We start from the raw sequence: 10,918 nt of genomic DNA on the forward strand, positions 1-10,918 counted from the left end.
CGGTTCGTCAAGATTATGCTACATCCCGCAGATCTACCGGTACTACACGTGAAACCCCTTGCTCGACCATGGTCACTCCGTAAATAATATCCGTGCTCGCAATCGTTCGTTTGTTGTGCGAAACGATGATAAACTGTGAGTTCTTCGAGAAATCTTTAATGATATTATTGAACTTGTCGATGTTGGTGTCGTCCAATGGGGCATCCACTTCGTCGAATATACAGAATGGAGCTGGTTTTAGAAGGTATAACGAGAATAATAACGCTGTTGCGGTCAGGGTTTTCTCTCCACCGGATAATTGGTTAATCGACAACGGCCGCTTGCCTTTCGGACGTGCAATAATGTCAATATCTGATTCCAACGGATTGGCAGGATCGGTTAATACCATGTCGCACGAATCTTCTTGATTAAACAGGGAACGAAATACATGCACAAAGTTTTCACGAACGGTATTGAACGCGTGCATAAATTTGTCGTTGGCCGTTTGGTCTATCTCGTTGATAGTCGCCATCAACGAGGCTTTCGCATCAAGCAAGTCATTTTTCTCTTTGGCAATAAAGTCGTGCCGTTCCTGTATTTCGTCGTATGCTTCTTTTGCCATCGGATTGATGGAACCATATGCATCTAACTGCTTTTTGAATTTGTCGCAAGCTGTTGCCAATTCCTCTTGACTGGCGGAAATCTCTGGCATGTCTCCTTCGAGCAATGACTGGATATCAATGTTAAACTCGACCGATAAACGCTCTTTCAAACTATTAAGGTCAATCTGTAAAGCGGTCTTCTTATCTTTTAATTCGGATAATAGAAAATCATCTTGATCTTTGCTACGACGTAATTTGGTTATTTCTTCTTCCAATTCGTTAATCATCCGGCGTGTGGTATAGAAGTCTTCTTCGATTTCTTGAAGACCTTTTTCCAATTCCTCTTTTTGCGCATACATCGCCACTAGATCTTCGTCGTTATGATCCGCAATGTGAGAGGTATCTTTCATATCTACTTTCACCTGTTCGTACTCCAACGAATTTTTCGCTATCCTAGCTTCGAAAGCTTCTTGTTGACTTTCTCTATATTCCAAATCTTTTTGCAAGCTGGAAACTTTATTTTGCTGCTGGTGGAAACGGATGTTTTCCTGATTGAACGATGCCGACTTTTCGTTTAGGGTCTCGGCAATTTCAGCATAGGCATTTTGCAATTCTGTTAATTGCTTTTGCCCCGATTCTGCCTCTACTTTCAATATCTGTAACTCCGGCTCTGCTTTTTGCAGCTCGTACTGGATTACTGTAATCTTGCTTTCAATATCCTGTTTACGGTGCTGACTGTTGGCAATGAATGTTTGATATTGTTCTTGTTTGGTTTTTACGGAAATCAACTCGTTGTTTAAACGATTTAATACCATACGAAGTTCATCGATAATATCTTTTTGCGAGGCAACGCGCAATGTGGCTAATTTGTTGACGTTATCCGCCTCGTCCTGCTGTAATTTTTCGATTTTATGGTTGAGCTCCTTGATCTCTTTGGTAAGGCTTTCCAGATTTTTCGCCCGACCAATACGTTTCCCTTCAAATAGGCCAACGGAACCTCCATTTAGGCCTAAGCGGTTTTTAGAGAACTTTCCCTCGGGATGCAAGATGACCAAATCGCCATTTGGTAAGGCTTCTTCTAAGCTATCTGAAGCTTCGGTTTTTAGTAAAAATACATGTTGCAACAGTTGCTCGCAGAGTAAGCTGTATTTTTTATCGACTTTAACAACCTCTAAAGCAGGAATCGTATTTTCAGGCGTTTGTGGTTTGGTTTTGACCGCCTGAATAGCATCTAACACGAAAAAGTTTGCTTTTCCGCGGGATGCGTCGCTCAGTAATTGAATGGCCTGCACGGCTTCTTTTTGGTCTTGTACCACATAATGGTTCATGACCGACTCCAGGTAGTTTTCGATAGCCACCCGATATTCCTCTTTACAAAAGAGAATATCCGAAAAGAGAGGGTATGACTTCTTCCAACCGGCGTTTTTGCGTAAAAATTTAATGGATTCTGGGAAACCCTCGAGGTTATCCACTAGAGACTTGGTAAGGTTATATTCGTTTTGCTTTGCGTCTACCAAACGAGATTCTCGATTTAATTGCGCACGTGTTTCATTCAATTGTTCTTCAACGGATTGGATCTGTTGTTGCAACGCGTTTTCAGCTTGCATAGCAGCATCGTATTGGCTTTGTTGCTGTTCCACTCGTTCTTCCAGATCGTCCACGGCTTTGTTGAACTCATTGAGTTCTTCCACCTTAGCGGAAGCATCCGTCATCGTACGTACCGATTCCTGTTGTAAAGCTTCCTTTTGGATGTTTAGAACAGCAATATCTTTTTCTAATTTATAAATGCTGTTCTGCAGCTCGCTGTTCTGTTGGGTAAAACTGTCTAGCTTCGCTTTTGCCGATGATTGTTGTCCCCGAAGTTCTTCTACTTCCGTTTGGTTACGGTCGATATCTAATCGAAAAACATCCAGTTTTCCTTGTTCCTCAAAAAGCTCTTCATTCAGTCTTTTTAGTGTATATTGAACGTGCTCTAGTTGCTTTTTGTCGTTGTTAAGTTCAGCTGTGATTCGGGTCTCTTTTTCCTGCAAATGAATGATACGTTCATTTTTTATCTTTTTATCCGATTCGTAAGAACGAATTTTGTTGACATACTCGTTTGTGCTCTTTTGTTGTGTCGCTAGGTTTTTTTCTTTGGCGAGAATATCTTCGCGTAAGGTGCGTAGCTGGTTTTCGTGACTTTCAATCTTGGCCGATGTTTGCTTGATACGTTCTTGCTGCGCATGTTCTTGTTCGGCGATGCGTTCCAAATCCGTGCTGAACCCGTCCAAACGGTAATACGCTAGTCCAACGCTGGCTTCGCGGTATTCCTCTTTAAGTTGAAAATATTTATCGGCTTTCTTGGCCTGCGTTTCGAGTTGTTTTAAATTCTTGTTGATCTCATAAAGAAGATCATCGACTCGGTCCAAATCGGCTTCCGTGTCCTTGAGTTTGGACAAGGTCTGCTTTTTCCGTACCTTGTATTTGGAAATACCGGATGCTTCCTCAAACAGATTTCGGCGAGAGTTGTCTTTATTGTTGATGATTTCATCAATCATCTTCAGTTCAATAATCGAGTAGGTGTCTGCGCCTAAACCGGTGTCTAAAAAGAGGTCGGTAATATCTTTTAAGCGGCATTTCACATCGTTCAAACGGTATTCGCTATCGCCATTTCGATAAAGTTTACGGGTAATGGTAACGGTCGAAAATTCGGTCGGGAGCAGTTTGTTATCGTTCTCAAAGGTTAAGGATACTTCGGCCAAGTTTGCGGGCTTCCGGTTTGCGGTTCCGTTAAAGATGATGTTTTCCATCTTTTCCGAACGCAACATTCGTGTACTCTGTTCACCTAAAACCCACCGAATAGCATCCACAACGTTCGATTTGCCACATCCGTTGGGTCCAACAATAGCGGTGACACCTTCGTTAAAGTTAATGGTAATCTTATCCCCGAAGCTCTTAAATCCTTTAATCTCTAATTTTACTAACTGCATATGTTATGCCTTATTTCTCAAAAAAATAAACAGGCGAAAATACAGTTTTTTAGGCAGAATTAAAAAGCGTAATGCTTATGAGTAGTTTAGACAAATTTAGTATCTCTTCTAGTCGACTATCGGGATGAAAATCCAGAACGTCAAGCAATTTTGAATTTTGGTAGCTATGTGATACTTGCACATGTTGCTATCTCGGTATTTAATAAAGCAAAGTTATAGAAATCAAGAAAATGTTTTTTAAGATGGCAGAAGAGTTATTCTTTCTTGTAAATAGGGTAAGCTGTTTATGCCATTTTGAATACCTATTGTAAAACATAAAATATTATGGTAACTTGGGACTACATTTAACTAACAACATTTTTAAACATTAATAACAAAAACCATGTGTCACTTCATCAAACTATCATTAGGTTGCTTTTTTTTGACTAGCTTAATTAGTTGTCATTCGGAGAATTTTTCAATTTTGCCGGATATCAGCACTAGCATAGCTGAAACAAAACTAGCTGAAAATTATCAACCCCTCCCTTCAAACGTCTTCATTCAAAAAACCTATGTTGAAATGCGAGCCGATTGGTTCTCTATACACAAAAAAGAGGCTCTATCTAAAGCGGGCTACCCCAATATAACCGAGCAGTTCACCAATACGCCTGTAAAGCGCTTCCTTGAGGTTATCGAAAACCTCTCCAAAGATTCGGGTATCAATGTTCATTTCGCCGCGGAAAAACAGGATGAAGCCGCGTTGCGGTTGCTGTTTGTTCGGGCCGACGAGAATTTTAAGGATGTGGGGGATTACTATCAATTGAATCCGGATGGCTCGTTCGCTAAAATAGCTAACCGTATCGACGTAGAGGAGTTGAAAAACAATTATAAAAAGGGTATAAAGACAGTTTTGGACAAAACCACGGATGCTACATACGGAGAAACGGAGCTTGTTCATTTCAATAAGGAGACAATTAGTGAAATAAGGCGGGAAATTGCTTACCAGGCCGCACGCGGTACCGTTACCGGCATCACCACCAAAATCCTGTCGTTAGGCGATGAAGAGACCGAAGAACGCATTGCTCGGGATAAAAAAGACAGAATTCTACAGCGCCTCACGATCCTCTTCACCTATGTTGACAAAAGCAACCAGGAAACTGATTTCGAGACAATTGATCGCGAGCGATATCTCGGTACCATTGCGATCCAAAACCAAGGCATTGTCAAAGGATTGGTTGCTGCGAAGAGCCAGGGTGTCAGTGGTTTGAATAGTGGCAATCCTATTCCTCCACCGCCACCTCGAGGGGAGATATAGTAGCCTTTATATTTGATGAATATCACGTATTATATCTACTTAGGAGTTCTAACCCTGGCTGTATTGACGGCTATCGTTAGCCTAAAGCGAGGGTTACATTCTTCTATTGCTGTAATCGCTTTAGTGGTGCTATACACAGGCTTAGTGGAGTGGAGTGTTTTCTATAAAATGGAATTTATGCCGGATAAAACAAACGTGCAGATGTACAACTTCTTTCACCTTGTGCAATATCTAGCGTTTGCTTATTATTTTCAGCAGATTATTCAATCGTGCAAGGTTCGAAAAGTGATTCAGGTCTTTCTGTATCTGTACCCAGTATTTTGGTATCTGTTAGTGTTCTTTGTCTTTGAATTTAACGAATGGAATAGTTATGTATTTGTAGTAGGGGGTGTGTGCACGATTCTGTGGGCGGTTATCTATTGTTACGAACTACTGGCAGCAGATGAGCCTGTTATATTACGTTATAATAGCGAGTTCTGGATTGCCATTGGTTTGGTTTTCTTTTATGTATGTAGTGTGCCTTATATGGGCATGTTCAATTTTTTGGCTAATCTTCATGTTGATTTGGCCTATATTCTGAAAATACCCTTACAAATCTCCAATATCGTGATGTATTCGCTGTTCACCTATGCTTTTATATGCCAGTTGACCATTATCAAGAAATCTTAGCCGTTATTATCACGGTTGTCTTGCTGTTTATGGCTTTGCTGTGCGTGATGGTGTTGATCATGTTCAACCATCAACGCCGAAAATTCCGTTACCGGGAAGAGAAAAAGGCGATGTCCGAAGCCTACCAGAAGCAATTGTTGGAATCGCGACTGGAAATGCAAGAGGAGACCTTTGATTCCATCAGTCGAGAGATACACGATAACGTGGGGCAACTGCTGAGCTTAGCCAAGGTACAGCTGAACATTGCCGGGCAAAGTGCCACCGCCGACAAGGATCTGCTCGAAGATATCAAGTCCAACGTAGGGCAGGCCATGACAGATCTGCGCGACATCGCCAAAAGCCTGAGCAGTGAACGGTTGCAATGGATACCGCTAACGCAGGCTGTTAGCCAGGAACTGCAGCGTATTGGGCGCAACGGTTTGATGCAATGCCACCTACGTACGGTAGGCGAGGAGCATCCTCTTCCTGAGCAAAGTAAGACCATCGCTTTTCGCATCGTGCAGGAAAGTCTACAGAATATCTTGAAACACGCGCAGGCTACTGAAATAGACGTCTTGTTCGACTTTCGCGACAGCGGGTTGCGCATTCATATCCATGATAACGGTCTCGGTTTCGATACCGAAAAAGCCGCGACAGGAGGCCTCGGCCTACAAAACATCAAAACCCGGGCGGCGCTTATGGGTGGTCTCGTTGATATCAATAGCGCCTCGGGAGAAGGTACAACTATTATATTACATGTTCCTTATGACTAATATCAAATATATCGCCATCGTGGATGATCATGCTCTTTTCCGCAAGGGGCTGGCAGGGCTCATCAATTGCTTTCTAGGCTACAAAGTCATCTTGGAGGCTTCGAACGGACGCGATCTCATTCATCGATTACAACGGGAGCAATTGCCCGATATTGTCCTGCTCGATATCAGCATGCCTGAAATGGACGGCTATGCGACGGCTGAATGGTTACGGATCAACCACCCGGCTGTCAAAATACTTGCACTCAGCACCATGGATGCCGAATCCGCTATCATCAAAATGATCCGGCATGGCGCCAAAGGCTATGTGCTTAAAGATGCCGAGCCCAGTGAGCTCAAACGGGCATTTGAAGAGGTGCTGACGATAGGCTATTTCTTTAACGAACTGATTACGCGCAAGGTACTGCTTTCCATTCAGTCCTTGACTGGGGACGGAGACTTTCGAACGTTTGTCAAGCTCACGGATCGCGAGACGGAATTTCTCAGGCAGATCTGCTCCGAAAAGAGTTACGCAGAAATTGCCGACGAAATGTGTGTCAGCGTCCGTACGGTAGAGGGCTACAGGAATGCTGTGTGCGAAAAACTACAGCTGAAAACCCGGACCGGTCTAGCTATGTATGCCATCAAAAATGGAATTGTTAAATTAGATTAGGGGTGCTCCTATAAAGGATGCTTAACCCCTTCAAACGTCATTTTCACAGGATTGATGTAGCCTTGTTCGTCGAAAGTCATACGGTCAATAGAGGTTTCCCGTTCGTTGGCTCCAGTTTTATCTAAAGGTCTGCGATGGTAAACGATATAATAGGTGTCTTCGTTCGGGATTTTGATAACGGAATGATGCCCAGCGCCCGTCGCAATATCTTTATCTTGTTCGAGAATGGTGCCGATGCGCTCAAACGGACCGAAGGGATTGTCTGCTATAGCGTAGGCAACTTTATAATCAGGGCCGCCCCAACCACCTTCTGACCACATGAAATAGTATTTGTTGTTTCGGATAAACATGAAAGGTCCCTCTACATAATTCTCGGGCGTTACTTCTTTATAAATGGTGCCGTCGTCAAAAGGTACTAAGCTTCTGAAGTCATCGCTGAGCTTTACGACATTACAATGTTTCCATCCACCATAGTACATGTAATACTGACCGTCTTTATCTTTAAATACAAATTGATCAATAGGCTGTGCTCCGTTAACAATATCATTAATTAAAGGCTTGCCTAATAGGTCTTTGTATGGACCTTCTGGCTTGTCAGCAACAGACACGCCTATACCGCCGATTTCCCCTTCGTGGACATCGTTCGCGCTAAAGAAAAAATAATATTTACCACCCTTTTCTATAATACCCGGCGCCCACATAGCTTTATTTGCCCATTTCACTTCCGATGTATCAATTATTCGATGATGTTTTTGCCAGTTGACTAAATCTTTAGATGAAAAAGCATCGAAAAACACTTGTTCTTCGTAAGGTGCGGAGTAGGTCGGAAAAATCCAATAGGTATTGTCGTATATGATACCTTCAGGATCAGCATACCATCCTGGAAAGACGGGATTCTGCTGTGCAGACAAACCTAACCATGCCAATAGGAAATAAAAACAGGTGAAAAATTTTACTTTGTTCATATGAATAGGATTATTTGTTTTTAAAGATAAAAAAACAATCTGTTTTTTTGTGTATTTATAATCCTAATTGTATTAAGGTAGAGATGCAGGGGCTCCCTTTGGGTTTGCATCTCTACCGCATATGGGATGGTAATTAACGGTGTTCCACTACGCCGATGTATAATGGTGTATTCTCGTCACCGGCTTTGCCGGTCAACATAATGGTGTAGTAAGAGTGATACCGTTGACCACTGATTAATTCGCTTTTCTTTAATTCCCTTCTTTCTCTTGTTGCTAGCACGTTGCCACTTGCATCAGTGACTTTAAGCGTATAAGTACCGCTTGTTTGTGCTTGGAAGGCTTGATGTTCTACCACCGAAGATCCTGTTTCAATGGGTCGATTACTGTACAATGGCTCATCTTCCCCTTCAATAAGTAAATTGACAGCGCCTACGCCGTCTGCCATGTTCATGAACCGTATACCGGATTCATTCTCACCTAAGTTTTCGACGACTTTATCCTGCGCCATGGCAAATATTGGCTGTTCTGCTGTGCCATATACAAAAGAAGTATAGCCGCTGTCTATCTTAATGGTCAGCGTCGTGTCTACCAAAGCGCTTTGATTAGCGTTATAGCTTGCTATTGTTAATTTACGATTACCAGGGCGTAACAGCTGTGCGCCAGAAAATTTTTGATATTCTAATATCATCGGCACACCGTTTAGCGGGTTGCTAATGACATTGCCGTCTAAACGGTACGTTAGGCCGGAAGTTGCATCAGGGAAACTATTTACGAAATACATGACACCAGCTGCGGGCATGTCATTCCATGGACCATCATCATTATCTTTCAGGCAACTGCTAAATGTGAAGACGCTGATAAGTAACAACAAACAAAATTGTAGAGATAACTTTTTCATTGTATTTGCTCGATATATTTTGGAATTAATACGGGTACGGGCAAGAAAATGCTACAGCTAAAAAAAATTTTATCACATATATATTCGTTGGATGGATAATGAATTATAGACGTTCTTTTTTCTTTTCGTGTTTTTGATTAAAGTTAGAAAGCGCCATAATGCGAGGGATACTACTATGTGACGCTAATTCTCGTAGTTTCTTTATCCGTTTCGCACGTTTGTAGACTTTAACTTTTTTATTGTTTTTGTACAGATTCCAGTTCATTAGCAAAACGCTGCCTAATACGATAAATAATCCTATAATCTGCAATGAGGTGACATGGTGGTCGGTGAAATAGTGTGCAAGCACCAAGGCAACGATGGGATTTATATATGCGTGTGTACTGACTTCCGTTGCAGGTCTGTGCTGTAATAACCATATATAACTACCGAAAGCCAAAATCGAACCCATAGTAGCTAGGTAGATAATTCCGCCCCAGTCTTCCGGGAGTACGTCCTGTATTTGAAAACGGCGATATTCACCATTTATGCTGGCGACTACGGTAAAGGCGATGCCAGCACAGACCATTTGCCAAGCCGTTTTTACCATGATGTGCACATCTTCTTCTCCACGTTCCTGCATCTGTCGTGTTCTTTTTTCTTTGCTATATTTTGATATAAGAGATCCTACCGTCCAAGCAATAGTTCCGAACACCAGTACGAACATGGCTGTAATTTTTATGTTTTTATCCCCCGAGGTATCCTCCTGTGCGAAAAGTTGTTCAGCAAACAACATAAAAACACCCAAAAAACCAAAAATCAACCCTAGCACGGTAGGTAAGCTAGAGAAATTCTCTTTCCATTTCGGCTTGTCAAAAACTACAAACCATATAGCTGTCGCTGCGGCGATAATAGTGACAATGGCGCTCGAAATATACTGCTCAGCCCAAATAATTGCAGCCATGTCAACGAATAGCAAGAGAAAACCAACAAACAGAGCATCTTTGACAGCTGTTTTTGCAAAGAGTTTGTATCCTTTAAAATAGCAAAATCCCATTAACAGCGAGCCGGCTATTATAAAGCGAATAGAGCCTAATACAAAGGGACTAAAGCTCCGCAACGCTTTTTCGATAAAGAAAAAGGTAGAGCCCCATACAATGTATACCACGAGGTAAGCAAAAATAATACTGCCTGTAGTAGGCATACGTTGATTTCCTTTTGTCATATTAATCTTCTGTCGGAATAACAAGTTTTTGTTCTTCTTTTACCGTTTCTAACACAATAGTGGTGCGTGTGGAAATAATCTCCTCTATTTTTCCCAGTGAATTGCGCATCAAATCTACTAAGCCGGCCGCATCATTTGTACGTACCTTAACTAGATATCCGTCGTCTCCTGCAATATCATGTACTTCTTGCACTTCGGGGATTTTCGCTAAGAGCAAGCCGACTTTCTGCGTTCCTATTGGATCTTGTGCCTTAATGAAAATAAAGGACAATAGCTTTTGGTCGAGGGCATCTGGATTGATTTTCGCATTATACTGAAGAATAACTTGTTTTTGCTCCAATTTCTTGACCCGCTCTAGGATAGCGGAGGGTGCCATTCCCAGCTCTCGCGCGATATCTGCATTGTTCGTGCGTGCGTTTTCTTGCATGATTCGAAGAATCTGATAATCAATCTGATCTAAGCTGAATTCCAGTTTTGTTGCCATGCTGCAAAGATAAGTGTTTGTGGATAATATTCAAAACATAACAATGTATGCAGAATAATATTCTTTTAAAATTGCATATTAATGATTATTGTTTATTTTTTTTAAAATTAATGATTTGAAGAAAGGGTTTCTTTCGATAGCTTCTTTGTCGCTCGAGCCGCGACTGGCTTTTCCTTTTTTTCTCTCAAAAAAAGGAAACAAAAAAAGTCGCCACTTTAAAATTTTGATAGGATGGGATAGTACAAAGATAATATCTCTACAGTTATCAAAATTTTACATGTGGCGTTTAGAGGTTAAGGATGGGACAATACAATTGCATGACCCCTCCTTAACATTAAAATGTCCATCCGAATGTTTTACAATTGTACAAACTCATCCTTAGTACGATCCCTTATGTAAAACATTCGAAGGACGAGGTTTTGGTTCTTTTTACGGAAAAAAGAACATAAA

General features: G+C 41.6%; 9 protein-coding genes. 4 read left to right on the top strand and 5 right to left on the bottom strand.

Annotated features, from left to right (window positions below):
* Nucleotides 1-13: 13 nt before the first annotated feature.
* Nucleotides 14-3,550 carry a chromosome segregation protein SMC gene (gene smc, locus C5745_RS05075; RefSeq protein ID WP_105715893.1) on the bottom strand — a complete coding sequence of 1,179 codons (3,537 nt, stop codon included), beginning with the start codon at nucleotides 3,548-3,550 and terminating at the stop codon, nucleotides 14-16.
* A gap of 559 nt (nucleotides 3,551-4,109) precedes the next feature.
* Here smc and C5745_RS05080 point away from each other — a divergent pair.
* Genes C5745_RS05080 through C5745_RS05095 form a run of 4 tightly spaced genes read left to right on the top strand, consistent with a single transcriptional unit; the run spans nucleotide 4,110 to nucleotide 6,917 of the window.
* On the top strand, nucleotides 4,110-4,844 hold the full coding sequence (locus tag C5745_RS05080) for a hypothetical protein (protein WP_133166294.1): 735 nt from the start codon (nucleotides 4,110-4,112) through the stop codon (nucleotides 4,842-4,844).
* 15 nt (nucleotides 4,845-4,859) lie between these two features.
* Nucleotides 4,860-5,513, top strand: a complete 654-nt coding sequence (locus C5745_RS05085) for a hypothetical protein (RefSeq protein ID WP_105715895.1) — start codon at nucleotides 4,860-4,862, stop codon at nucleotides 5,511-5,513.
* Nucleotides 5,483-6,265 carry a sensor histidine kinase gene (locus C5745_RS05090; RefSeq protein ID WP_105715896.1) on the top strand — a complete coding sequence of 261 codons (783 nt, stop codon included), beginning with the start codon at nucleotides 5,483-5,485 and terminating at the stop codon, nucleotides 6,263-6,265. The genes C5745_RS05085 and C5745_RS05090 overlap by 31 nt, the downstream gene beginning before the upstream one ends.
* Entirely contained in the window at nucleotides 6,258-6,917 is a 660-nt protein-coding gene (locus C5745_RS05095) for a response regulator transcription factor (RefSeq protein WP_105715897.1), read from the top strand. The genes C5745_RS05090 and C5745_RS05095 overlap by 8 nt, the downstream gene beginning before the upstream one ends.
* Before the next feature lie 8 nt (nucleotides 6,918-6,925).
* Here the strand turns inward: C5745_RS05095 and C5745_RS05100 are convergent, their stop codons facing one another.
* The 4 genes from C5745_RS05100 to C5745_RS05115 form a co-directional block, all read right to left on the bottom strand.
* Nucleotides 6,926-7,882 carry a glycoside hydrolase family 43 protein gene (locus C5745_RS05100; protein ID WP_105715898.1) on the bottom strand — a complete coding sequence of 319 codons (957 nt, stop codon included), beginning with the start codon at nucleotides 7,880-7,882 and terminating at the stop codon, nucleotides 6,926-6,928.
* A 133-nt stretch (nucleotides 7,883-8,015) separates the two neighbouring features.
* On the bottom strand, nucleotides 8,016-8,780 hold the full coding sequence (locus tag C5745_RS05105; protein WP_105715899.1) for a DUF4397 domain-containing protein: 765 nt from the start codon (nucleotides 8,778-8,780) through the stop codon (nucleotides 8,016-8,018).
* A gap of 103 nt (nucleotides 8,781-8,883) precedes the next feature.
* The gene (locus C5745_RS05110) at nucleotides 8,884-9,984 is read right to left on the bottom strand and encodes an EamA family transporter (protein ID WP_105715900.1); all 1,101 of its coding nucleotides are present in this window, start codon (nucleotides 9,982-9,984) and stop codon (nucleotides 8,884-8,886) included.
* 1 nt (nucleotide 9,985) lies between these two features.
* Nucleotides 9,986-10,468, bottom strand: coding sequence for an Lrp/AsnC family transcriptional regulator (locus tag C5745_RS05115; RefSeq protein ID WP_105715901.1), 483 nt, complete (start codon nucleotides 10,466-10,468; stop codon nucleotides 9,986-9,988).
* Between the last annotated feature and the right edge of the window lie 450 nt (nucleotides 10,469-10,918).

This window comes from Sphingobacterium haloxyli, assembly GCF_002980525.1.
GTDB classification, from domain to species: domain Bacteria; phylum Bacteroidota; class Bacteroidia; order Sphingobacteriales; family Sphingobacteriaceae; genus Sphingobacterium; species Sphingobacterium haloxyli.

What these genes read in the sequence shown, in the direction of transcription:
- smc (WP_105715893.1), bottom strand. Translation starts at nt 3,550, where the DNA reads ATGCAGTTAGTAAAATTAGAGATTAAAGGATTTAAGAGCTTCGGGGAT.
- C5745_RS05080 (WP_133166294.1), top strand. Translation starts at nt 4,110, where the DNA reads ATGCGAGCCGATTGGTTCTCTATACACAAAAAAGAGGCTCTATCTAAA.
- C5745_RS05085 (WP_105715895.1), top strand. Translation starts at nt 4,860, where the DNA reads ATGAATATCACGTATTATATCTACTTAGGAGTTCTAACCCTGGCTGTA.
- C5745_RS05090 (WP_105715896.1), top strand. Translation starts at nt 5,483, where the DNA reads ATGCCAGTTGACCATTATCAAGAAATCTTAGCCGTTATTATCACGGTT.
- C5745_RS05095 (WP_105715897.1), top strand. Translation starts at nt 6,258, where the DNA reads ATGACTAATATCAAATATATCGCCATCGTGGATGATCATGCTCTTTTC.
- C5745_RS05100 (WP_105715898.1), bottom strand. Translation starts at nt 7,882, where the DNA reads ATGAACAAAGTAAAATTTTTCACCTGTTTTTATTTCCTATTGGCATGG.
- C5745_RS05105 (WP_105715899.1), bottom strand. Translation starts at nt 8,780, where the DNA reads ATGAAAAAGTTATCTCTACAATTTTGTTTGTTGTTACTTATCAGCGTC.
- C5745_RS05110 (WP_105715900.1), bottom strand. Translation starts at nt 9,984, where the DNA reads ATGACAAAAGGAAATCAACGTATGCCTACTACAGGCAGTATTATTTTT.
- C5745_RS05115 (WP_105715901.1), bottom strand. Translation starts at nt 10,468, where the DNA reads ATGGCAACAAAACTGGAATTCAGCTTAGATCAGATTGATTATCAGATT.